We start from the raw sequence: 23001 nt of genomic DNA, 5'->3' as shown, positions 1-23001 counted from the left end.
GGCTCCCACTCAGGGAAGTGCCTCCTTCGTCGGGACTGCGCCCTGGACCGGGCACAGGGCGGCTGCGGGCGCAGCCCGTGCACGCTGCCCTGGCGGCAGCCAGGCCGTCGCGCCTCCGGAGCAGGCCAAGGCTCAGCCCCTCAAGCCCCGGGCGGTAAGCCCTGAGCGGGGGAGGGCCCCGCTCCTCCTCCACCCCCTACCCCGGTAGCACACCCACATTGGCTCCCCGGTATGACGCCCGGCGCGCAGCCGCCCCCACACTCTCCACCTCGTCAGCACGAGAAGAACGCGAGAGGGCGGAACATGAGGCTACGCAACGGCAAGCGGCAGAAGGCGGAAGACCGACCGGAGGCCCCGGCCGCCACCGCACCCGGTCTCGCCGTCGAACTGCTCGGTGTCCGGCGGCAGTACGGCCGCGGCGCGGGCTCCGTGCACGCCCTCGCGGGCGTCGACCTCGCTCTCCCGCGCGGGACGTTCACCGCGGTCATGGGCCCGTCCGGTTCCGGCAAGTCCACCTTCCTGCAGTGCGCCGCCGGGCTCGACCGGCCGTCGGCGGGATCCGTGCGCCTCGGCGGTACGGAGATCACCGGCATGAGCGAGAACAAGCTCACCGAACTCCGCCGCAGCCGCCTCGGCTTCGTCTTCCAGGCGTTCAACCTGCTGCCGTCGCTGACCGTGGAGCAGAACGTACTGCTGCCCCTGCGCCTGGCCGGGCAACGCCGGGACCGCCGCCGGGCAGCCGCGGTGCTCGCGCAGGTCGGGCTCGCCGACAAGGCGCGGCGCCGGCCCGGCGAGCTCTCCGGCGGCCAGCAGCAGCGCGTGGCCGTCGCCCGTGCACTGGTCACCAGCCCCGATGTGATTTTCGCCGACGAGCCCACCGGCGCTCTCGACACCGGCACCGCCGCCGAGGTCCTCGGCCTGCTCCGGCACGCGGTGGACACCCTCGGCGCGACCGTCGTCATGGTCACGCACGACCCGGCCGCGGCCGCCTGGGCCGACCGCGTGCTGTTCCTCGCCGACGGGACCTTCGTCGACGGCCTGGAGCGTGGTTCGGCGGAGCAGATCGCGGCGCGGATGGCGATGCTTGCCGGTCGTTCGGGCGCGATGGCAGGGGCAGCGGCATGAGGAGCCTCGCCCCGAACGGCCTCGCTCGTGCGGCCGTACGCTTCAAACCCGCGTCGTTCGCGGGCACGTTCGTCGCGCTGATGATGTCGGCGCTGATCGTCGCGGCCTGCGGCATCCTGCTGGAGACGGGCGCTCGCGCCTCGGTACCGGCGGAGCGGTACGCGAAGGCGCCGGTCGTCGCGGCGGCCGACCAGTCCGTGCGACTCGTCGCCGAAAGCATCGACGGCCCCGAGGAAACCGCGTACCCGCTGCCGGACACCGCCCGCGTGGACGTGGGGCTCGCGGCGAAGGCCGCGCGGGCACCGGGTGCCGAGGCTGCGGTGCCGGACTTCACCTTCCGGGTACGGCATGGCCTGCGACAGGGCGGTGCGGCGCTCACCGGCCACGGCTGGGGCTCGCATGCCTTCACCGGTACCGCGCTGTCCGCCGGAGTCGCGCCGCGCGCGGGCGAAGTCGTGCTCGACGCCGTCGCGGCCCGTACCGCGCAGGCCGACGTGGGCGACACCGTCGCGCTCGAAACAGCCGCCGGACGTACGGACTTCCGGGTGTCCGGGCTGGCCAAGGCCGGGGCGGGTGACATCGCAGCGGCGGGCGCGGGCGGCGCTGCGGGCGCAGTGGGCGGCGGCAAGGCCACGGCCTGGTTCGCCGACGCCGAGGCACCCGCACTGGCCGGGCACCCCGGCAAGGCCGACGCCATCGCCGTGCTGGCCGCGGAGGGCGCCGACACCGACGCCCTCGCCGCCGCCGTCGAGAAGTCCCTCGCCGGCTCCGGCGCGCAGGTGCTCACCGGCGACAGCCGCGGCGAAGCCGAGGAGCGGGGCCTGGCGTACGCCAAGGAGACGCTCACCGGACTCGGCAGCCAGTTCGGCGGCATCGCCACCCTGGTCGCCGTCTTCACCGCGGCCGGCACGGTCGCCCTGTCCGTCGGCCAGCGCATCCGCGAGTTCGCGCTGCTGCGCGCCGTCGGTGCCACCCCGCGGCAGATCCGCCGCGCGGTCGCCACCGAGGCGCTGCTTGTCGCGCCGCTCGCCGGGCTGGTCGGGTGCCTGCCGGGGATCGCGCTGGCGAGCTGGTGGTTCGGGCAGCTGAAGGACCGCGGGGCCGTCCCGGAAGCGGTCGATCTGCACGTCTCGTGGATCCCGCTGGTCGCCGCCGTCGGCGCCGGACTGCTCACGGCGCTCGGCTCCGGCTGGATGGCCGGGCGCAGGCCCGCGAAGATCAAGCCGGGGCAGGCCCTCACCGAAGCCTCGGTGGAGCGGCTGCGGCCGGGCGTAATCCGTACCGTCCTCGGGCTGGGCGCGCTCGTCGGCGGCGCGGTCTTCGCCGGCGTCGCCGCCTCCGCAGCCGGTGACAACGCGGCCAACGCCTCCCTCGGCGTCATCATGCTCTTCATGCTCGCCGTCGCCCTGCTCGGCCCGCTGGTGGCCCGGCTGTGCGCGGCGCTCTTCGGCCTGCTGCTCCGTGGGGGCGGCGCCGCTGCGGCGCTGGCCGCCGCCAACTCCCGTACGAACGCACGCCGGTTGGCCTCCGCGATCACTCCGATCGTGCTGGCGATGGCCTTCGCCTCGACGCTCGTCTTCATGCACACGAGCGAGAGCCGAATCGCCTCGGAACAGCTCCGCGACGGCATCACCGCGGACCACGTCGTCACGGACCCGGCGGGCCTGCCCGCCGGCGCCGCAGACCGGGCCGCCCGCGCTCCCGGCGTCGACGCGGCCGTGAGCCTGCTCGACACACAGGTGCTGGTGCCCGTCGACTCCGGCGGCGAGACATCGCTGCAGGGGGCGCCGACCCAGGGCATCTCGGGCTCCGGCGCCCAACTCGCCGAGGTACAGGACCTGGACGTACGCACCGGCAGCCTGGACCGCGTGGGCACGGGCCGTATCGCGATCGGCACCACCCTCGCCACCTCGGCGAAGGTCGAGGTCGGCGACAAGCTGCCGCTCTACCTCCCCGACGGCACCGAGGCCCGGCCTGAAGTCGTCGCGGTCTACGGCCGAGGCCTGGGTCTGGCGGCGGTGACCATGGACCGCGCGTCCCTGGCCGGCCATGTCACGTCGGGCTTCGACAGCACGCTGCTGGTAAGCGGCGGCGACGCCAAGCCGCTCGGCGCACTCGGCGAGGTCACCGACGCCTCGGGCTACGTCGTCGAGCAGAACGTGGACCGCGAACTCGGCGCCTGGGCCAACTACACGATGGCCGGTGTCCTGGGCGGCTTCGCCGTCATCGCCGCCGTCAACACCCTCGTGATGACGGTCCTGGACCGCCGCCGCGAACTTGCCACGCTCCGCCTCGTCGGCTCCACCCGCCGCCAGGTGCTGCACATGCTCCATTGGGAGAGCCTGTTGGTGTCGGTGGCGGGGGTGGCCCTGGGCACGACCATCGCCATGATCACGCTGACCCCCATGATGCGCGGCCTGACGGGCGAGTCGCCACACATACCCCCACTGCTGTACGCCACATTCGCCGCAACCGCGGTATTCCTCGGCCTCCTCGCAGTAACCCTCCCTGCCCGCGCGGCACTGCGAGACCGGGAGACCTGAGGTCGGAAAGGGCCGTGCGCGGGCCGGGGCCGGGAGCGTACCCGCCGTCGGCGAGCCGGTCGCACAACCGGGACGGGCGGGGCCAGTTGCCGCATTCGCTCGCGCCATCGCCCTGTGCCGCTGATTCATCGGGCTCGGCCCCTCCACCCCCTACCGCGGTAGCACGTCCACATTGGCTCCCCGGTATGACGCCCGGTGCGCAGCCGCCCCCGCACTCTCCACCCCGTCGCAAGTAGACGCACGCGAACCCGTAGTGAGGAGTCCTCAATGCAGCAGACCAGGACCGGAAGTACGGACACCGGACTGCACACGAGATGGAACGGGCGGCTCATCGGCCTGGTGGTTGTTCTGGCCCTGGTGAACTTCGTGGTCGACTCGGCCATCACCGCGCCGCTGCTCGTCCTCCCGGAGATGCTGGACCATTTCGGTACCGACCAGGCGGCGTGGCTCAACGCCACCGCGATGCTGGCGGGGGTGATGTGGGCGCCCCTGCTCGGAAAGAGCGCCGACATCTACGGCAAGCGCCGGGTGCTCGTACTGGCGTTGCTCCTCAGCTGCGCGGGTGCCCTCCTGTGCGCCGTGGCCCCCAGCATCTGGATATTCGTGCCTGGGCGCATGCTTCAGGGAGCGTCCCTGGCCGCCGTGTTCCTGTCCGTCGCGATCGTTCGCGGTGTCTGCGCACCCCGCATCGCGATGATCGTCGTAGGCATCGTCACCTCGAGCTCCGCGGTGCTCAACATCGCGTCCCGTTTCCTCATCGAGAAGCTGGCCACGGAGTTCGGCTTCCAGATCTTGTTCCTCCTGTCGGCCTTTGTCGGGGCTGTGATGGCGATCTGCGTGCACAAAGTCATTCCCGAATCCCTGGTCAGGACACCGGGCAGGATCGACGTCGGCGGTGCCCTCCTCCTCGGCGGAGGTCTCGCCGGGGTGCTCAGCTACGTCAGTCTGGGCTCGGACCTCGGCTGGCTCGCCGCCGGCCCGCTGGCTCTCCTCGTCGGTGGCATCGCGGCGCTGGCCAGGTGGTTTCTGGTCTCCAGTCGAAAGCCCGACCCCCTGATCGACGTCAGGGACCTCGATGGGCCACTGGTACTCATGCTCCTCGTCGTCTTCCTCGGAGCCGGTTCGTACCAGAGCATGCTGCAGCTCATCCCTCTCATCGGTGACGTCTCGGCGGATCAGCAACTCGGGTACGGACTGGCCGACCAGGGGTCAGTCGCGCAGTTGCTCGCGGCGCCGGGACTCGGAGTCATGCTCGGGGGCCCGGTGGCCGGCTGGCTTGCAGCACGCGTCGGACCGGCCTCGACGCTGGCCGGGACGGTCATGCTCGGAACGGTGGTGACCATCGGGATGTTCCTCGGGGCTTCCCAACTTGCCGCCGCGCTCGGCTGCGCATTCCTGCTGGGAGTCACGGTAGGAGCGCTCGGGACATCCGGCTTCAACATGGCGGGCAGCCTGGCGTCCGCCGAACGGCAGGGCATCGTGTCCAGCCTCGTCATGGTCATGGTCTCGATCGGCTCGGTGGTCCTGAATTTCGTGGGCGCGGCCGTGCTCAAGTCGACCGCCGTGGTCGTCGACGGCGAGACGACGAACTCGGCCACGGGCGTGTACAGCTACATCGCGATCGCCTCGGGCGCCTTCGCAATCGCCGCGGTACTGGTCGTCATGCTCGTACGAAGCACACGCCTCAGCCGCAACTCGCCGTCGCCCGAGCTGGAGCGGGACACGGCCGGCCTTCGAATTCCGAATTCCTCATAACGAACTGGGAGTTGACGAATGAACACAAGAACCGCAACGAAGGGTTCGGTCCTGGTTTCCGGCGCGAGCATCGCGGGTCCCGCCGTGGCGTTCTGGCTGCAACGGTACGGATTCGCTGTGACGGTGGTGGAGAAGTCCAGCGGACTTCGTGGCGGCGGGTACCCGATCGACGTGCGCGGCACCGCGGTGGAGGTCGCTCGCCGAATGGGAATCCTGCCGCAGCTCCAGAAAGCGCATATCGAGTCGCGCCGGTTGACCTTCCTCAACGCCGATGGCAGTGAGGCGGCGGTGGTTCATCCACAGGCGGTGGTCGGCGGTGTCGAGGGACATGATGTCGAGGTGCCTCGCGGGGATTTGGCGGAACTCCTGTACGGTGCCGTCCGCGACGAGGTGGAGTTCGTGTTCGACGACTCCATCGACGCACTCAAGGAACACCAGCACGGAGTCGACGTCACCCTCCGCAGCGGCGTCCAGCGCACCTTCGATCTGGTCCTGGGCGCGGACGGACTGCACTCGCGTACCCGAGAGCTTGTATTCGGACCCGAGGATCAATTCCACCGCTATTTGGGGTACTGCTTCGCCATATTCACCATGCCCAACACCTTTGGGCTCTCCCACGAAGCACTCATCTGGAACACTCCCGGAAGGGCCGCGGCGCTCTACGCGGTCAAGGACAGCAACGAGCTACACGCATTCCTCAACTTCGCCCACCCTGAACCGCCTCGCGATGTCCTCCGCGCCCCGGAGGCGCAACGTGATCTCGTCGCCACCACCTTCGCCGACGACGGATGGGAAATCCCGGCCATGGTCGCCGCCATGCGCCACGCGAACGACGCGTTCTTCGACACCGTGAGCCAAGTCCACATGCCGTGCTGGTCCAGTGGCCGGGTCGCGCTCCTCGGCGATGCCGCCTACGCCCCTTCGTTCCTGACCGGGCAAGGGTCCAGCCTCGCCCTCGTCGGCGCCTACATGCTCGCGGGTTCGCTGGCCGCCCATCGCGACCACACCGCGGCCTTCGCCGCGTACGAACTCGAAATCCGCGCATTCGTCGAACTGAACCAGGCACAGGTCGGCGAAGGCGACGCGGCGCTTTTCCCCACCACTGCCGATGCTCTTGAACGGCGCAACAAGAAACTCCGCGGCCTCACCGCCTTGCCACCGAAATCCGGGCGCCCGGCCCACACGGCTCTCACATTGCCCGAACACACCGAGGACTTCCCCGGCGAGCTTGGCTCCCGGTGAGTGGGGCGGCGGGGATCAGTGGTCCCTGCCGCCCACACCTCGGCCTCCGGGGGTGCTGCCACTACAGCTGGGGCACCAGGTCCCACATCGCCGCAGGCGGCAGTGACGAGTTGGCGGCAGCTGCTTGAACCACCTGCCAGTCGGTGTCGGCGAGGAGTTCCACGATCACCGGCGGCGGGAGTGCGGGATGCCCGGCGGCGATGGGCCTCGCCCTTCTGTCTGCCAAGCAGACGAGCAGCGCCGGGGCGGTCGCATTGCGATGCCGGGCGACCTCGCGCAACGCCTTCTGGACCGGTGGTCGGTGCCGGGTCACGTACTCCAACAGCGCCGGAGTCGCGTCCGGATTGGCAGCCACCTTGGCGAGGACCTGGACTCCGTGCCGGTCGACCATCGTGCGCAACTGCGCCTCGGAGAGGCCGGGGTGCCCAGCGATGGACTTGACCACTTTCGCGTCAGGGTCGCCGGCCAACGCGTCGCGTATCTCGGCCCGCAGGTCGCGTCGTTGGGCCAGGAGCATCCGCGCGGCCGGGTTCGGTGACTTGGCCAGTTCCTCAACCTCCCTGGGCGAAGCTGTGGCGATCCGCGGCAGCAGTGTGGCGCCGATCCTGGCGTCGGCGGCCAGGCCGGTGAGTACGTCGAGCGGTACGTGTGGATTGTGCGCGAGCCTGCGCCGCACATCGTGGCCATGGTCGTCGGCCAGTACGCGGATCAGGGCTTCGTCGATCGCGGGATTCTCGGCGAGGTCGGCTCGTACCCCAGGAATGCCGTCCACGGCGAGCCGTCCGCACACCTCCGAAGGCAGGTCCGGGCGGGCAGCGAGTGCCCAGCGGAGCAGTGTCGAAGGATGGTCGGCAAAGCCGATGGCGGCCTCGGTGGGTGTGGCAGGGTTCCCCAGAACCGCTTGCTGGGTGTCATGCAGGGTGGACTCGTGGGAGCCGTCGCAGGAGGCGCCCGGCAGTAGGTCGCAGTCGAGCCGGGCGCATTGAGGGTCATGCGCGAACGGTGTTTCCTCGCGGTCGCAGACCAGACACCGTTGTACGGGAGGCAGCCCTTCGCCTGTGGTCAGCGCCGCCAGCACGGTCGGCGGTGTTGCCTCGTTTGCCGCCACCGCGCGGCGGACCTCGGCGTGCGGATGTCCCGCGAGCCTGGTCGCCGTGTCCGGTGTGGCATACAGCGCGAGCTCCGCGACGACTCGTATGTCCGAGTCCGCGGCAAGCGACTCCACCACATCGGACGGGAGGCCGGGACAGGCAGCCAGTTTCTCCCGGCGCTCGACGAGCGGATCTGCCGCGAGCAGGCGCGCCCACTCCGGTCTGCCGGCGCCTTCGAGGAGCAAGGCGAGGGCGGCGTGCGGCTGTGCCGCGGGATCGATGTCGGCAGCGGTCAGCCGGCCCTCGTACGCAAGCCGCTCGGCGCTCTCTTCGACGCGCGAGACCAGCGCAATCGCCTGCGCATGGCTGAGGTCCGCGCGGCCGGCGAGGTCCGCGGCGATGTCGTCGTCCGCGACCGCGATGAGCCGGTCGACCAACTCGGACGGCAGAGCCGTATTGGCGGCGAGCCCGCACAGGAGGTCGTTCACAGAGGGCATCCTGCCTGGACCGGGACCGAGTGGCTCGTGGATTTCGACGTCGACGAGTTGCTGGGGTGCCTGGTCACGTCCTGAGCGCGTCCTGAGTCTGCTCCTGAATCACGAACATGTTCGTCACGAACTTGTTTCTGGCGAACATGTTCGTTACCGTTGTGGTGTGACAGAACGACGCAGAACACCGACCAGCAGGCGGGAGCGTCCGGCGAAACCGGCGCTGACCCGCGAAGGGATCGTCGCGACGGCGGTCGCCCTCATGCGTGCCGAAGGGCTGGAGAAGGTGACCATGCGGCTCCTGGCGCAGGAGCTGGACACCGGACCGGCCTCGTTGTACGTGTACGTGGCCAACACCGCCGAACTGCACGCGGCCGTCCTGGACGAGCTGCTCGGCGAGGTCGAACTGGACCCCGCTGGGGGCGAAGGCGACTGGCGCGACAGGCTCGCGGGGGTGCTCACCTCCTACTCCGACATGCTCTTCGAGCATCCGGCGCTGGCCCGCTCGGCTCTGACCGCCCGGCCCAACGGCGAGCACTACCTGCGGCTGCTGGAGCGGCTGCTGGCTCTCCTGGACGAGGGCGGCGTACCGCGCACGCAGGCCGCCTGGGGCGTGGACGTCCTGCTGCAGTTCGCCACCGCCACCGCGGCCGAGCAGTCCACCCGCAGGCAGGCGGCGGACGCCGAGCAGGAATGGGACGCCCTCACTCGTGCAATCCACGGCGTCGACGAGAAGACCCACCCCCACGTCCACACGCTGGCGGCAAGCCTCCTGGCCGGATCGCCCGAGGACCGCATGACCTGGTGCTTTCAAGCACTGATTCACGGCATCGCCCACACTCCTACCCCCAGCCCCACCCCCAGCCCCGCTCCGACGCCGGACACGGACCGCAGCGGCAGCTGAACCCTCCCCATCGCTTCGACCAGTACTTCGACCAGTGCAAGGAGCAGCCATGACCGACAACGGTTCCACCCAGCCCACCCGACACCACCCCATCGCGATCATCGGTGGCGGCCTCGGCGGCCTCACCCTGGCCCGGGTGCTGCACGTCCACGGCATCGAGGCGACCGTCTTCGACCTGGAAGCATCACCCGAGGTCCGTACTCAGGGCGGCATGCTCGACATCCACGAGAACTCCGGACAAGCCGCGCTGCGCGCCGCGGATCTGTACGACGAATTCCGCAAGCTGATCCATCCCGGCGGCGAGGCGATGCGCCTCGTCGACCCACAGGGATCGGTGCGCCTGGCGCAGGAGGACGACGGCAACGGCGACCGCCCCGAAGTGGACCGCGGGCAACTGCGCGACCTGTTGTTGGACTCGCTTCCGGCGGGCACCGTTCGCTGGGGAAAACGTGCTACCGGCGCCCGGGAGCTGGACCACGGCCGTCACGAGGTGACCTTCGCGGACGGCACGGCGATCACCACTGATCTGCTCGTCGGTGCGGACGGCGCCTGGTCGCGCATCCGCCCCCTTGTCTCCGATGCCCTCCCCGCCTACACGGGGATCTCCTTCGTCGAGACCGACCTGTTGGAGGCCGCCTCCCGCCACCCGGCCGCCGCCGCGGTGGTCGGAGATGGATTCTTCATCTGCCTCGGCGACCACAAGGGCTTCCTCGCGCACAACGAGTCCGACGGCAGCATCCACGTCTACACCGCGGTCAAGGCGGCCGAGGGCTGGCTGGACACCATCGACTTCACCGACACGGAGACCGCGAAGAAGCAGGTCCTCGCCCACTTCGACGGCTGGCACGAGGATCTGCGCGCGCTGGTCGCCGACGCCGACGGCCCCGCGGTTCCCCGCCGTATCCACGCCCTGCCCGTCGGCCACCGCTGGGACCACCGAGTCGGTGTCACCCTCCTCGGCGACGCCGCGCACCTGATGTCCCCCTTCGCAGGGGAGGGAGCCAACCTGGCCATGTTCGACGGCGCCCAGCTCGGCCGGGCGATCGCCGACCACTCCAGGGACAAGGAGTCCGCCCTCACTGCCTACGAACAGGAACTCTTCCCTCGCAGCGAGGCGTCCGCCGCTGACTCCGCCGCCAGCCTGGAGCTGATGTTCGGCGACAACGCTCTGCAGGGCCTGTACGACCAGTTCGCCTCCCACGGCCACGCCGACAACTGACGCTGCCCGCAGCACCCCAGGGGGAGCCCACACCTCACGTAGTCGTTCGTACCGGTCGCCGGAGCAAGTAGACGCCCGCGGTCGACACCAGGACGGCCATGCAGGCGATGAACACCAGCCCGGCGCCCTCCAGGCCGATCGGACTCGTCAGTAGTCCCACACCGATCACCGGCACCGAGATGCCCGCGTATGCCACCACGAACAGCGTCGAGATCACCGACGCCCGGCGGTCCGCGGGAGACGCCTGGGCCACCGCGGAGAGCGCACCGCGAAACGCCAGACCCTGCCCGACCCCGCCGACGATCGCGCTCAGCACCACCAGCGAGAGCAGGTCCCAGTGCAGTGCGCCCGCGAGCAGCGCCAGCCCGGCGAGGAGCCCGGCGCAGCCAAGCGGCAGCGACCGTTCCAACCCGACCCGGCCGACCGCCAGTTGCCCTGCGGTCGAGGAGAAGAAGGCGAGCGCGACGACGAGGCCACTGACGGCGTGATTGTCCACGTCCAGGAACTGCGCCAGGAACGCCGGGCTGACCGACGTGAACACCCCGAACAGTGCGAACCCCGCGAACGAGGCGATCGCCGCAGGCACGAACGCCTTCCGCACCTGCGGGGGCACACCGGGCCGCTGGGGCCGCACCGTGCTCAGCGGCCGCCGCTCGCGCACGGTCTCCGGCAGCCACCACAGCAGGAGGGCGGCCGAACCGGTCGCCAGCGCGAGGTGCACGACGAACGGGAGATACAGCGGCCAGGCGGCGTACTCGGCGAGGACTCCGGCGAGCAGTGGACCGCAGCCCAGCCCGCCCATGTTGGCGGCGGTCGCCACGAACGTGGCCCGGGACGCACCGCCCTCCGGTGCCAGCTCCATCACATACACCGTGGCTGCCCCGGTGAAGAGACCGGCGGACAGCCCCGAGAACAACCGCCCCACATAGAGCCAGCCAAGTCCGGTGGCACACAGGAAGCAGATGGCGCTGGCCGCCGCGAACCCCAGGCCCCAGAGCAGCACCGGGCGCCTGCCCACGGCATCCGAGACGTTGCCCGCCAGCAGCAGCACGGCGATGACCGCGAAGGCGTACACGGCGTACACGACGGTCACCGTCAGCTCGGAGAACCCGAACTTCTCCTGATAGAGGGGGTAGAGCGGGGTCGGCAGCGTCGTACCGGCCATGCACACGGCGAACACCGCCCCGCTGAGCAAACACTGGAGCCACCCTCGGCGATCACCGTCCATGCCGCCGACGGTAATCCCGCGAGCCGTGGGGCACCGGCGCGGCGTGCCCGACGCGCCGCCATTACGGAAAGTGGCGGACGCCCAGGAACGGCTCCCTTTGCGGCTCGATAGCCTGAGTCATCATGATGCGCGCCTGGATCCTGCCGATGTTGCTTGTACTCAGTGGCTCAGTCGTTGCCGCTGGGCTGACCCTGAGAGGGAGCACCGGCGCGGCCGTAGCGCTCCTGCTGGTGTTTCTGCTGCTCGCAGGCGTCAACTCGCCCCTGATTTTCCCGAGGTCGATCGGTGCCCTGGAGGCACAACGCCGCAGTGCGGTCGACGGCCGGCCGGTCGTCTTCTGGCGGCCGGGTTGCGTCTACTGCCAGCGACTGCGCATGCGGTTGGGCCGCAGCGCCCGCCGGTTGCACTGGGTCGACATCTGGCGTGACGCGGATGGAGCAGCTGTGGTGAGGGCAGCCAACGACGGCAATGAGACCGTGCCGACTGTCTTCGTTGCGGGCCGACCGCACGTCAACCCCGATCCGGCATGGGTACGCGAACAGCTCTCTCCTCCCGCGTGATCGGGAGCGGCGCCATGGCTGAGTGGCGTCCGTAGGCCCCCGAAGGATCGTCAGCTTTGCCGTTGGCAGGGTCGGTTCGAAGAACAGCAGGCCATGCGCGCGGTCAGCCGCCCCCGCCGGACGTGGAAAAGCCTTCGACCGACCGTACGCCGATCCGGCACCCTCCACGGCATGACCAAGCCGTCCTTCATCCCCGGGCTGGAACTCTGCCGCCACTTCTACTTCGAAGCCGTACGGCCATTGCTGGACGAGGCCGTCCCCGGAATTGCGCACTCCGCCGCGCGCCTGGGCAGTGGCTCGGAAGTCCTCGGATTCGACACCGCCCGCTCCGCCGACCACGAGTGGGGCCCCCGCCTGCAGCTCTTCTTGGACCCGCAGGACGTCACCCGCCATGGCGCGAGGATCACCGAGCTGCTCTCCGAACGCCTGCCCAAGACTTTCCGCGGCTACCCGACGCACTTCGCCCCGGCCGGTGAAGCGGGCATTGGGGTCATGGAGACGACCGACGGGCCGGTCCACCATCGAATCGAAGTCACGGACCTGGGCGCCTGGTTCACCGCGCAACTCGGCTTCGACCCGTGCAGGGACGTCACACCGGCGGACTGGCTGGCCACGCCCACGCAACTGCTCGCCGAGGTCACCGGCGGTGCCGTCTTCCACGACGGACTCGGTCGGCTCGTACCGGCGCGCGCAGCCCTCGACTGGTACCCGCACGATCTCTGGCTCCATTTGCTCGCCTGCCAGTGGCAGCGCATCTCCCAGGAGGAGGCCTTCGTCGGCCGTTGCGGCGAAGTGGGCGACGAGCTGGGATCCGCTGTCGTCGCCGCTCGTCTGGTGCGCGATGTGATGAGGCTCTGCCTGCTCATGGACCGCCGCTATCCGCCGTACAGCAAGTGGCTCGGCAGCGCCTTCGCCCGCATTCCCCGGGCGTCCTCCCTCACCCCGGTCCTCACCGCGGCCCTCGCCGCCACCGACTGGCACCTCCGGGAGCACCACTTGACCCGCGCCTACGAGGCCGTCGCGGTCATGCACAACCAGCTCGGCCTCACCGACCCCGTCGACCCCACCACGCGGCCCTACCACAGCAGACCATTCCAAGTGCTGCACGCCGAACGCTTCACCGAGGCGCTGATTGCCCGCATCACCGACCCGGCCATCGGCTCCCTGCCGACGATCGGCACCGTCGACCAGTTCATCGACAGCACCGACGTCCTCAGCCACCCCGAACTGACACGCACGGCCGCTCACGTAACGGTGACCGAAAGGACGAGCTGAGTCCTGGTAACACCTGGAGGCCTGCAGTGGGATTGGTCCGACAGCGGTGCTACGTCGCTGCCGCTCCCGCTGTCCTGAGGAGATCGGCTGTTTCGGGGTGTGGGCCGATGGTCGCCCAGTGCAGAGGGGAGCGGCCTGTGCCGTGATCTTCATGGAGGTTCGGATCGGCGCCGTGCGCCAGCAGTTCGCGCACTGTCTCGGTGTGCCCCCAGCATGCGGCCGCGCACAACGGCGTGCCGTCCGAGCCGAGGCCGCTGCTCTCGACGTCAGGAGAGGCTCCTGCCAGCAGGAGCAGGCGGGCGATCTCTGCTTCTCCGTTCACGGATGCCACGTACAGCGGGGTGGTGCCCTCGCTGTCTCCTCGCTCCGGGTCGGCTCCGGCCCGCAGCGCTGCCTTCACGCGGGCGGTGTCACCCGCCAGAATTGCTGCGAAGAGTTGGCGGGAGAGCTTCTTCCGCTGCCGCTGATTCATAGGGGCCGAGGTTAACGACTGGGCGCGCGGCGGGGCCAGCAATATCTGCTCCACGGAGGGGGACGAAGGCGGTCATGGGGCTGTCGACGCGGTTCACGCAGTTGCTGGGTGTGCGGCATCCGATCGTGCTGGCGCCGATGGGCGGATCTGCCGGCGGTGCGCTGGCGGCGGCCGTCTCTCGTGGTGGCGGGCTCGGGATGCTGGGCTCCGCGAACGGCGATCCGGAGTGGCTGGCCCGCGAGCTGCCGCTCATCGCGGAGGCCGGTGGGAAGCCGTGGGGGATCGGTTTCCTGACCTGGCAGATCGACGTCGACGCGATCGAGCGGGCGCTGGAACACCGGCCCAGGGCAGTGATGTTGTCCTTCGGGGACCCGAGCCCGTTCGCCGAGCGCATCCGCAGGGCGGGCACGGTGCTGATCATCCAGGTGACCGACCTGGAAGAGGCCAGGCGGGCGGTCGACCTGGGCGCCGATGTCATCGTGGCGCAAGGCACCGAGAGTGGTGGGCACGGGGCCCGACAAGGGCGTTCCACCTTGCCGTTCGTGCCGGTCGTGGTGGATCTGGCGGCACCCGTGCCGGTACTGGCGGCCGGCGGGATCGCCGACGGCCGTGGGGTGGCGGCGGCCCTGGCGCTGGGCGCCGAGGGAGCGCTGATCGGCACACGCTTCCAAGCCACGACCGAGGCCCTGGTGGATCCCGCGACCGCCAAGGCGATCGTCGAGGGACATGGCGAGGACACCGAGCGCAACAGGGTGCTCGACATCGCCCGAGGCTCCCGGTGGCCGTCGAAGTACACCGCCCGCACCCTCGGCCACCCCTACCTGGACCAGTGGCGCGGCAGGGAAGCCGAACTCGCCGCGGACCCCAGGGCAAGACAGGACTACCAACACGACGTGGCGCAGGGTGAAATCCCTCCGCTGCCGATGTGGGCGGGCGAGGCGATCGACCTCATCACCGACCTGCCGTCCGCGGCCGATCTCGTCTCCACCCTGGCCGCGCAGGCCGAAGACGCACTCGACCGAGCCGGAAGACGCTGACGGCCGCCTGCGAGACTGCTTCGCGCCGGAGCCGATGAGTTGAGCACGTCACCGATCCCAAGCGGGAGTGGACGGCACGTACGTCCGCAGCCACGTCAACTGCAAGGCTCCAGAAGCCCGTTCGGCGCACAAAAACCCCTGCGCCCGCGGCCGCCCTCCGTCGTACGCTGACGCCGCTGTCTGCCGAGGGAGGACGTATGGAGATCCGGAGCTTGTCCCGTACCGAAGCCGAGCGCCGGGGCGCGCTGTTGAAGGTCGAGCGGTACGACGTGGACGTCGACCTCACCGGTCTGGTCGACGGGGCTGAGGTCCGGTGTGTCTCCACCGTGACCTTCAGCTGTCGCGAGCCGGGTGCGGAGACCTTCGTGGACTGTGCGGCGGAGGTGCGGAGCGCCACCCTGAACGGCAGCTCCCTCACCCCCACCGGGGACGGCCGGATATCCCTGCCCGCGCTCGCCGGGCACAACGTTCTGCGCGTGGAGAGCATCCAGGCCGACACGACCACGGGGTTCACAGGGCGATCGACCCCGCGGACGGCGAGGTCTACGTGTGGATGAGTTTCGAGCCGGACGAGGCCCGCTTCGTCTGGGCGTGCTTCGACCAACCCGACCTCAAGGCACCGCACGCCTTCACCGTCACGGCCCCGTCCGCGTGGACCGTCACCAGCAACTCCGGCGACCCGCGCATCGAGGAACTGGAGTCGGCCCGCCGCTGGACCTTCCCGGACACCCCGCCGCTGTCGACGTACAACACCGTCATCAACGCGGGCCCCTTCCACGAGATCCGCCGCGAAGCAGACGGCCACGACCTGGGCATCTATGCCCGCCGCTCCCTCGCTCCGATTCTTGAGCGTGACGCGGACGAGCTCTTCACCGTCACCCGACAGGGGCTCGCCTTCTTCGGCGAGGTCTTCGCGATGCCGTTCCCGCAGCGCAAGTACGACCAGGTGTTCGTGCCCGAATTCGGCGGCGCGATGGAGAACTACGGCTGTGTGACCTGGTCGGACGTGTTCCTGCGACGGGCGACGCCGACGCCCGCCGAGAGCGAGCTGTTCGCGAAGGTGCTGCTGCACGAGATGGCGCACATGTGGTTCGGCAACATCGTCACCATGCGGTGGTGGGACGACCTCTGGCTGAACGAGGCGTTCGCGGAGTTCGCCTGTCACTGGGCCGCCGAGCGCGCCACCCGGTACACCGACGCGTGGGCGAGCCATCTGGCGGGCGGCAAGCTCAGGGCGTACCTCTCCGACCAGGGTCCCGTCTCGCACCCGATCCACCAGCCAATCCACGACGTCGCCCAGGCCGCGTCGATCTTCGACAACATCACGTATCCCAAGGGCGCCTCGGTTCTCCAGCAGCTCATGACGTATGTCGGCGAAGAGCAGTTCAGGGTCGGCATGACCGCCTACTTCGCGCGTCACGCGTGGGGCAGCGCCACGCTCCAGGACCTGATCGACGCACTCTCCGAGGCCAGCGGGCGGGACCTGGACACCTGGCGCACGGCCTGGCTGGCGACGGCGGGCACCGACCGCTTCTCACTGGAACGCGACGGCGACACCGTCACGCTCGTGGCCGCCGACACCCCGCGCCCGCAGGTGCTGGCGGTGGGCGCGTACAGCAGGAACAACGGGAACAGCACGAACGGCGAAGTCCTGGAACGCAGGGCGCTGATGCGCGTCGAGGTCACGCAGACCCGCACTCCGGTCACCGGCCTCCCGACCGAGGAGGATCTCGACGTTCTGCTGATCAACGACGAGGACCTGACCTTCGCCACGACCCGTCCCGACCGCGCGACCAGGGACGCCTTCTTCCGCGCGGCCGCTCAACTGCCCACCGCCATCTCCCGAGGAGTCGCCACGGCGACCGTGTGGGACATGCTGACCACCGGCGAGGCCACGGCGGCGGAAGCCGGGCGGTGCATCACCGCCGTCCTCACGGCCGAGACGTCCGACTCCGTGATCGAGCCCTACCTGACCCTCGTCGCGAACATCGCCGAACTGTGGGCGCCGGAAGGCGAACGCGCCGGACTGACAGCGGCGGTGGCGGAGGCCTGTCTGCGCCTCGCCACGGACCCCGGTCGACGCCAGGTCGCCCTTCGCGGACTGGCCCGCACCGCGACGACACCGGACGACTTGACCCGGCTCCGCGAACAGGCCGGTGACGACGTGGACCTGCTCTGGCGAGCGCTGGTCCGGGAGGCGGAACTCGGCGGGGACGTCTCGTCGGAGAGCGCCCGCCTGCTGGAACGCGACCCGGACCCCGATGCCTGGGTCCGCGCCCTCACCGTACGGGCCGCGCTGCCGGACCCCGCCGCGAAGGCAGAGGTCTGGCAGAAGCTGGCGGTGGACCGCGCGGTGCCCGTCAACTCGGTCGGCCAGGTGGCTGCGGCGTTCTGGCGCCCCGACCAGGACACCCTGTTGACGCCGTACACCCGGCACTACCTGGACTCGGTTCCGCATCTGCACCGAGGCGGAATGATCCCGGCGATGGTCTTCGCGGGCCAGCTCTTCCCACCGCACGCCATTGACCCCGCGTACATCGAGGAGGCCCAGAAGACGTCCCAGGAGGCGGCCCCGGTGGTCCGCAACACGCTCCTGGAACGCTCGGACATGGTGAAGCGAATGCTCAACTCCCGGGGCACTCCGACGGGCCGGGTGAGTGGGTGACCGGGTGAGTGGGTCAGCCGAGCTTGAGCAGTAGTTCGGCGAGCTCGTCCGGCATCGTGACCATGCAGTCGTGCCCCGTGGCCAGTTCCCAGACCTGGGCCGGGGCGCCGTTGGGCTGTACCGCGGGGACCGGGCGCCGGTCGAAGCCGTCCGGCTTGCCCACAGTGCAGTGGATGTGGGTCCGCGGGATCGCGTTCACGGCCGGGTTGTCGAGTCGGACCGGTTGTTGGAGGCAGCGCACCGGCTGGTCCGACAGCATGGTCCGCAGCCAGGCGACGTCCGCCGGGTCGGTGACCCCGAACAGGCCGGAGGGCGGGGGTAGTTCGGGCAGCGGCGGAACCCGCCAGCCACTGGCGGACTTCACGGCGAGGTCGATCAGGGCCTGGGTCACGGGCAGGACATCGGCCGCGCTCTCGCCGTCCTCCGGCACCATCGCGTCGAGGTAGACCAGACGCGCGATCCGGTCCGGGACCCGGTTGGCCGCGGACGAGATGACCAGCCCGGCGTAGCTGTGCCCGACGAGGGTCACCTCGGTGAGGTCCTCCTCGATGATCAGCTCGACGATGTCGTCGACATGGGTGTCGAGTCCCACCTCGGGACTGAGGAGATGCGCCTTGTCGCCGTAACCTGTCAGCGACGGCGTGAGCACCCGATGCCCGGCCGACGCCAGCGACGGGACCACCCGCTGCCAGCACTCTCCGCTGTGCCAGGCGCCGTGTACCAGCAGATACGTCGACATGTTCGCGCTCCTAGCTGTGATTGCCCGCGCTGGGGAGAAGCGGGCGATGATGTGGGCCGCCGACCACGCTGTAGTCCTCGCTCCGACCGAGCCAGGGCCCCCGCGATCCTGGGGGTGACAGGACCAGGCACGCGCGCAACCGCGCGAATTACAGTGGAGAGATGACCGTCGGACCGAACCTGCTGGGCGACTACGTGCGCGCCCGCCGTGAGCTCGTCACTCCCGAACAGGTCGGTATCCCCGTCATGGGGGTTCGGCGCGTACCGGGTCTGCGCCGGGAAGAGGTCGCGATGCTCGCCGGTATCAGCGCCGACTACTACCTGCGCCTGGAACAGGGCCGCGACCGCAACCCCTCCGTGCAGGTCCTCGAGTCGCTCGCCCGCGTGTTGCGGCTCGACGACGACGCGACGGCATACCTGCTACGCCTCGGCGCCGACAAACCACGACGGCGCCAACGCCGACGCCGGAAGGAAACCGTTCCTCCGGGCATCGCCAAACTCGTCGCCATGCTCCCGTTGCCCGCCACGGTCGAGGGCCGCTACTTCGACGTACTCGCCGCCAACGCCTTGGCGACAGCCCTGTCCCCGCGTCTGGTGGCGGGAGCCAACCGGCTGCGGGACGTGTTCCTCGACCCCGCCGAGCAGGCCCTCTATCCGGACTGGGAGAACGCCACCGCGGGCATGGTCGCCGGTTTCCGCGAGTCCGTCGGCACCGACACGGACGACCCCCGATTCATCGAGCTCGTCGGCGAACTCTCTCTCGCCAGCCCCCGCTTCAGCCGGCTCTGGGCACGCCACGACGTAGAGGCGTGCGAAGGCGCACCCAAGCACATCGACCACCCCCAGGTCGGTGGTCTGCAGCTCAACCGGGAGAGACTGGGCATCGGTGGCGCGGCGGGCCAGATGCTCGTCGTCCACCACCCGGACCCCGGTACTGACAGCGCCGACAAACTGGCGCTGCTCGCCTCCGCCATACAGATGTCTGTCCGGACCTGACGAGCCGCCAGACGGTGTCCAGTGCCTCTGTCGGTGTGAGCCGGGCCGCTCGGACCGAGGGGTGGACGTCGGCCACCACCCCGATCATCACGGCACCTCCCACCCCGCTCAGCACAGCCGCCGCGGGGACGACCGGAGGCCAGTCGTGCCAGGACGCGTAGCCGACCGTGGCCAGGACGCCCATGACCGTGCCCGCCAGTCCGCCCAGCGTGCACAGGACGACCGACTCCGTCAGGAACTGGCCGCGGATCCGGCCCCGGCTCGCAGCCAGCGCCGGCGCAGCCCGATCTCCCGGCGCCGCTCCAGCACCGAGAACGTGGACTGGGCGGCTCGTTTGGCGGCCGGCGTCGGACGGCTTGCTGATCTGGACCATGCCGGGCAGTTGTGGATTGAGCGTGGCGGGGACTACGTCCCGGACGGCCTCGAAGCCGGGCCCGGTCAGGAACCGGGCCCGGCTTCGGATCAGGTCAGCGGCTCCAGTCTGATGTTGCGGAACCGGACCTTGTTCCCGTGGTCCTGCAGACGGATCGCTCCCGCTGCCGGTGTCTCGGCCCTGCCCGAGGCAGTGGGGCCGTCGAGGGCGATGTCGTCATGCACCTTCTCGCCGTTCCACACCACGGTCAGCCGCGCGTCGGCGGTCTTGCGCCCGCTGTCGTCGTAGCGGGCGGCGCGGAAGACGATGTCGTACGTCTGCCAGGTCTCGGGCGCCCTGGCCGCGTTCACGTCGGGCGCCTTCTTCAGATAGATGGCTCCGGCCTCGTTGGTGTCCAAGGAGGTGTCACCGTAGGAGTCGAGGATCTGGAGTTCGTAGCGGTCCTGGATGAAGATTCCGCTGTTGCCACGGTCCTGTCCCGTGACATCGGGAGGCAGCAGCGGAACACGGAACTCGACGTGCAGTTTGAAGTCCTGGTACGCGTCCAGGGTCCGGATGTCACCGCAGCACACCTCCATCGACTTCTCGTCGGAGAGCGGCCACTTCAGCCGTCGCCCGTCCGTGTGCTGCCATGCGGACTGCGAGGCGGCGCTCCCGTCGAAGAGGGAGACCGGCGCGCCGTGCGGGCGAACAGTGATCAGATCGAGGTTGACGTGCCCGGTGTCGCCCGCGTCGTAGCTGTAGGACAGGGTGTTCTTTCCGGCGCGCAGCACCACTGGTTCCGTCTGGGTGGACCATGAATCCCAGTCACCGGTGGAGGCCAGCTTCACTTGCCGCAGTTTCTTCCCGTTGGTGTACAGGGAGAGCGACTTGGTGCCCTGGAAGGGATTGGGGCCGTTGGAGTAGCGCAGGTTGACGTCGTACGTGCCTGCCTTGGGGACTGTCACGTCGAAGGTGGTGGCAACCTTGCCCTCCGTGGCGTACCGGTCGACGAAGCCGCTGCCGGAGTAGCCGACGTGATCCGTGTCGACGCCCGCCGCTCCCGTCAGACGCGCCTCCTCGGCCTCGTACTGGATGGGGGGAGGCGGCTGCTTGCCGGGCATGGCGTTGAGTGTGTACCAGGCCTCGGTGCTCCACAGCGCCTCGCCGGACGCCGAGGTGAAGGGACGCGGGGAGCGAAGGTGGACGACCCGGCCCGACTTCAGACCGTCGAGCCGCAGCCGCACGGTACGCCCGTCCTTCGACAGCTCGGCCGACCGCACGGGCAGCGCCTCCTCGGCGATCTTCGGGCCGCCGTAGTCGGTGGTCGGCGTGTATCGCCACTGTTCGGCGCGGTAGTGCTTGGCCAGTTCCTCGGCCGTCGTCGTGGACACCGGCTGGGTGTATGTCAGGTCGAAGCCACCCGGTACGGCACGCATCGTCTGGATGTCGAAGGTGTTCCCGCCGTTGGGCGTGAGCTTCTGCAGGCCGAACTTGAGCTTGCCCTCCTGACCCCAGTTGCCCTCGGCGCCCAGACCGCCGGCGTAGATCGAGCCGTCGGGACCGAGGGTGAGGCGGTTGACCCCGGCCTCAAGACCCTGCGTGTAGCGGAAGACGGCGCCCTGGTACTGGCCCTTCACCTTCTCCAAGTACGCGCGCTGCAGGCCGCCGTAGGTCACGTCGCCGATCAGCATCTGACCCGCGAACCTGCCCTTCTTCACATACAGAGGCGTGGAGGGCGAGTTCGCGATCTCGTTCTGCGGCAACCACAGCACGGGATCGGTCGGTGCCGCGGCGTCGAAGGGGCCCGACGGCTCGGTGTAGTGGTTGAAGAAGCGGTCCTGCTTGACGTGGACGAGCTTCGACGAGGGAAGCCAACCGCCTTGGTTGTCCGTGGCGAAGAGTTCACCGTCCGGTCCCCAGCCGATCCCGTTCGGCGTACGAAGTCCGCCGGCGACCGGGCTGATCTTGCCGGTCTTCTTGCTGACCTTGTACGTCGTCCCGCGGCCCGGCGCGGGCTGCGGAACCGTGGTCGCACCGCCGAGGTTGATGGAGACGGAGAGGTTCACGTAGAAGTGGCCGTCGCGGTAGAGGAGGCCGAAGGCGAACTCGTGGAAGTTCCCTCCGTACGGCCAGGTCGCGACGGTGCGGTACTCGTCGGCCACGTCGTCGCGGTTCCGGTCGACGAGCCGGGTCAGCTCGTGTTTCTGCGAGACGTACAGCGAACCGTCGACGTACTTGATGCCCATGGGCTCACGCAGCCCGCTTGCCACCTTCTTGACGGTGACCTTGTCCTTGCTCGTCGGACCGGTGACGTTGTCCAGCAGATAGACCTCTCCGGCAACGTTGTCGGAGCCGCCCCAGGTGCTGATCGCCAACCGTCCGTCGGGCAGCCAGTCCATACCGGTGACCTGCGGTTCGAAACCGTCGGGGCGCAGATCGGTGAGTGTCAGGTCCGGCCGTACGGATGTGAGCGGGAGGCCGTCGCCGGGGGAGTCGCCGCTCGCCTCGCATTCCTTGCGTCCGGGGGCCGTCACGCGGACGACGTCGGCATCCGTACTCAGTGCTTCGCGGGGCACGACGGTGAAGTCGCTCTCGCCCGGCGGCTTCCAGGCCAGTTGGAGCTGCTGTCCGCCGTCGCGCTCGAAGTGATCGATGCGCAGTGGGTGCGATCCCGCGGTGAGCGTGATCGCACCGTCCTTGGGCTCCGCGCCGTGGAGTCCGTCGTGGTCGACCACCGTGTCGCCGCCGATGGTCAGTCGGGAGCCGTCGTCGCTGGTGAGACGGAACCCGTACGTGCCGTCGCGCGGCGCGACCAGGTTGCCGGTCACCTCGGTGACGAAGCGGTCGGAGAAGCCACCGAAGTCGTCGGCCGTGGACCAGTCCACCGTCGCCTTCAACGAGTCGTGGTTGGGGGTCTGTCCGGGCTTGAGGGTGCACAGCTTGCTCAGCGGTGTCTGCACGTCGAACACGCGCATGGTGACGCCGGGCTCCTGTGGCGGGATGTCCGCCGGGGCGGCCGAGGACGCCGGGGCGGCCCAGAGGCCACCGGCCAGAACGGCTCCGGTCAGTAAGGACGTGACAAGTCTTCGGGCACGCAGGAACAGATCGTGGGACAACGGTCCTCCATAAGGCGGGACCGGACCGTGCCGGATTTCGTTCCGGTCTTCATTGACGTGACTGCGTTGCGCCGCCAACCTAAGGGGCTTTCACTTGACATGTCCATACTTTGTCATCTCAGTGTTCAAAGTCTTTGGCGGATACCCGCGTGATCCGAACGAATCGGCCGCGCTGCGGCGGCCAGGGCCATT

Annotated in this window: 17 protein-coding genes and 1 pseudogene; 12 read left to right on the top strand and 6 right to left on the bottom strand. The window is 69.7% G+C overall.

What is annotated here, in order from left to right; translation table 11 throughout:
• Nucleotides 1-303 precede the first annotated feature (303 nt).
• The 4 genes from JEQ17_RS03315 (at nucleotide 304) to JEQ17_RS03300 (ending at nucleotide 6665) form a co-directional block, all read left to right on the top strand.
• On the top strand, nucleotides 304-1125 hold the full coding sequence (locus JEQ17_RS03315) for an ABC transporter ATP-binding protein (RefSeq protein WP_200393759.1): 822 nt from the start codon (nucleotides 304-306) through the stop codon (nucleotides 1123-1125).
• Nucleotides 1122-3668: an FtsX-like permease family protein gene (locus JEQ17_RS03310; RefSeq protein WP_200393758.1), complete on the top strand. Its 2547-nt coding sequence runs from the start codon at nucleotides 1122-1124 to the stop codon at nucleotides 3666-3668. The genes JEQ17_RS03315 and JEQ17_RS03310 overlap by 4 nt, the downstream gene beginning before the upstream one ends.
• A gap of 267 nt (nucleotides 3669-3935) precedes the next feature.
• Entirely contained in the window at nucleotides 3936-5423 is a 1488-nt protein-coding gene (locus JEQ17_RS03305) for an MFS transporter (RefSeq protein ID WP_200393757.1), read from the top strand.
• A gap of 18 nt (nucleotides 5424-5441) precedes the next feature.
• Nucleotides 5442-6665: an FAD-dependent monooxygenase gene (locus tag JEQ17_RS03300; RefSeq protein ID WP_200393756.1), complete on the top strand. Its 1224-nt coding sequence runs from the start codon at nucleotides 5442-5444 to the stop codon at nucleotides 6663-6665.
• 61 nt (nucleotides 6666-6726) lie between these two features.
• Here the strand turns inward: JEQ17_RS03300 and JEQ17_RS03295 are convergent, their stop codons facing one another.
• On the bottom strand, nucleotides 6727-8244 hold the full coding sequence (locus tag JEQ17_RS03295; protein WP_200393755.1) for a hypothetical protein: 1518 nt from the start codon (nucleotides 8242-8244) through the stop codon (nucleotides 6727-6729).
• Between the two features lie 166 nt (nucleotides 8245-8410).
• Between JEQ17_RS03295 and JEQ17_RS03290 the strand changes: the two genes are divergently transcribed.
• Together JEQ17_RS03290 and JEQ17_RS03285 are read left to right on the top strand one after the other, a co-directional pair.
• Complete coding sequence (locus JEQ17_RS03290; RefSeq protein WP_234048040.1) at nucleotides 8411-9148, top strand: TetR/AcrR family transcriptional regulator; 738 nt, start codon at nucleotides 8411-8413, stop codon at nucleotides 9146-9148.
• A 49-nt stretch (nucleotides 9149-9197) separates the two neighbouring features.
• Nucleotides 9198-10367 (top strand): FAD-dependent oxidoreductase, encoded by a 1170-nt coding sequence (locus JEQ17_RS03285; protein WP_200393753.1) that lies wholly within the window; start codon nucleotides 9198-9200, stop codon nucleotides 10365-10367.
• 34 nt (nucleotides 10368-10401) lie between these two features.
• On the opposite strand, the gene JEQ17_RS03280 is transcribed toward JEQ17_RS03285, so the two are convergent.
• Nucleotides 10402-11595: an MFS transporter gene (locus JEQ17_RS03280; protein ID WP_200393752.1), complete on the bottom strand. Its 1194-nt coding sequence runs from the start codon at nucleotides 11593-11595 to the stop codon at nucleotides 10402-10404.
• A 122-nt stretch (nucleotides 11596-11717) separates the two neighbouring features.
• Here JEQ17_RS03280 and JEQ17_RS03275 point away from each other — a divergent pair, with 122 nt between their 5' ends.
• Both JEQ17_RS03275 and JEQ17_RS03270 read left to right on the top strand, forming a co-directional pair.
• Complete coding sequence (locus tag JEQ17_RS03275) at nucleotides 11718-12155, top strand: glutaredoxin domain-containing protein (RefSeq protein ID WP_200393751.1); 438 nt, start codon at nucleotides 11718-11720, stop codon at nucleotides 12153-12155.
• A 171-nt stretch (nucleotides 12156-12326) separates the two neighbouring features.
• Nucleotides 12327-13430: a DUF4037 domain-containing protein gene (locus JEQ17_RS03270; protein WP_200393750.1), complete on the top strand. Its 1104-nt coding sequence runs from the start codon at nucleotides 12327-12329 to the stop codon at nucleotides 13428-13430.
• 49 nt (nucleotides 13431-13479) lie between these two features.
• Here the strand turns inward: JEQ17_RS03270 and JEQ17_RS03265 are convergent, their stop codons facing one another.
• Nucleotides 13480-13902 (bottom strand): ankyrin repeat domain-containing protein, encoded by a 423-nt coding sequence (locus JEQ17_RS03265; RefSeq protein WP_200393749.1) that lies wholly within the window; start codon nucleotides 13900-13902, stop codon nucleotides 13480-13482.
• A gap of 74 nt (nucleotides 13903-13976) precedes the next feature.
• Between JEQ17_RS03265 and JEQ17_RS03260 the strand changes: the two genes are divergently transcribed.
• The 3 genes from JEQ17_RS03260 (at nucleotide 13977) to pepN (ending at nucleotide 17604) form a co-directional block, all read left to right on the top strand.
• The gene (locus tag JEQ17_RS03260) at nucleotides 13977-14939 is read left to right on the top strand and encodes an NAD(P)H-dependent flavin oxidoreductase (protein WP_200393748.1); all 963 of its coding nucleotides are present in this window, start codon (nucleotides 13977-13979) and stop codon (nucleotides 14937-14939) included.
• Between the two features lie 197 nt (nucleotides 14940-15136).
• Entirely contained in the window at nucleotides 15137-15496 is a 360-nt protein-coding gene (locus JEQ17_RS49880; RefSeq protein ID WP_234048039.1) for a hypothetical protein, read from the top strand.
• The gene (pepN, locus tag JEQ17_RS03255) at nucleotides 15493-17604 is read left to right on the top strand and encodes an aminopeptidase N (protein ID WP_234048038.1); all 2112 of its coding nucleotides are present in this window, start codon (nucleotides 15493-15495) and stop codon (nucleotides 17602-17604) included. Before JEQ17_RS49880 ends, pepN begins: the two co-directional genes overlap by 4 nt.
• 13 nt (nucleotides 17605-17617) lie before the next feature.
• On the opposite strand, the gene JEQ17_RS03250 is transcribed toward pepN, so the two are convergent.
• Nucleotides 17618-18343 (bottom strand): alpha/beta fold hydrolase, encoded by a 726-nt coding sequence (locus tag JEQ17_RS03250; protein ID WP_200393747.1) that lies wholly within the window; start codon nucleotides 18341-18343, stop codon nucleotides 17618-17620.
• Between the two features lie 161 nt (nucleotides 18344-18504).
• Between JEQ17_RS03250 and JEQ17_RS03245 the strand changes: the two genes are divergently transcribed.
• Nucleotides 18505-19338 (top strand): helix-turn-helix domain-containing protein, encoded by an 834-nt coding sequence (locus tag JEQ17_RS03245; RefSeq protein ID WP_200393746.1) that lies wholly within the window; start codon nucleotides 18505-18507, stop codon nucleotides 19336-19338.
• Between the two features lie 13 nt (nucleotides 19339-19351).
• On the opposite strand, the pseudogene JEQ17_RS49875 reads toward JEQ17_RS03245, so the two are convergent.
• Both JEQ17_RS49875 and JEQ17_RS03240 read right to left on the bottom strand, forming a co-directional pair.
• Nucleotides 19352-19762: pseudogene (locus JEQ17_RS49875) on the bottom strand (ABC transporter permease); the annotation flags it as partial.
• A gap of 38 nt (nucleotides 19763-19800) precedes the next feature.
• Nucleotides 19801-22809, bottom strand: coding sequence for a family 16 glycoside hydrolase (locus tag JEQ17_RS03240; protein ID WP_200393745.1), 3009 nt, complete (start codon nucleotides 22807-22809; stop codon nucleotides 19801-19803).
• Nucleotides 22810-23001: the final 192 nt, after the last annotated feature.

This window comes from Streptomyces liliifuscus, from assembly GCF_016598615.1.
In the GTDB taxonomy this organism is placed as follows: domain Bacteria; phylum Actinomycetota; class Actinomycetes; order Streptomycetales; family Streptomycetaceae; genus Streptomyces; species Streptomyces liliifuscus.
This window is presented reverse-complemented; position numbering and strand designations above follow the sequence as displayed.